The following is a 553-nucleotide window of genomic DNA, read 5'->3' as shown; positions in this document are numbered from 1 at the left end:
TGAGTATAAGTTTACCAAGCCTTCTGAAACGACCCCTTTTATAGCGGTACCGCTAATCGTTGTAGTCACGGTATTGGTATTACCATCATCCGGAGTGGAATTTGACTCTTCACTGCCGCCACCAGAACCACAAGCCGTTAAAAGAATGGCCACACTTGAAGCTAATAGGTTCTTTGTAAGAGCGGCAATTCGCTTTTCACCAGTGTTGAGGAAAAATGTATGCATGAGAAGATTCCACTATTAAATTTCGATCTTGAGTAAGGAAATCTTAGCGCCAGAACACTTAAATTGACGGATAAACATCATTATTTAGCAACAAAAAGCGTCAACTTTTCGACAAATGATAAAAAATGTGAAATCGATGACAGGTGATACAGCACAAAGTTCACAAAAAATCCGCCAGAGTCTAAGAAACAAGCACTAGGAGTTTTTATTTATTTGTGCTCGAGAAGCTGCTTTACAGGTTTGAATGAACGCCGATACAGATTATTGACGCCTAATTGACGAAGCGCTTCTAGGTGCGCTTTAGTGGGGTAGCCTTTATGCTGTGCAA

General features: G+C 40.7%; 1 protein-coding gene. It reads right to left on the bottom strand.

Going from position 1 to position 553, the window contains the following annotated elements; genetic code table 11:
- Positions 1-225 (bottom strand): hypothetical protein (locus A3729_RS02095; RefSeq protein WP_197475487.1); only part of this gene is annotated, 225 nt, incomplete at its 3' end.
- Positions 226-553: the final 328 nt, after the last annotated feature.

This window comes from Oleiphilus sp. HI0043, assembly GCF_001634935.1.
This window is presented reverse-complemented; position numbering and strand designations above follow the sequence as displayed.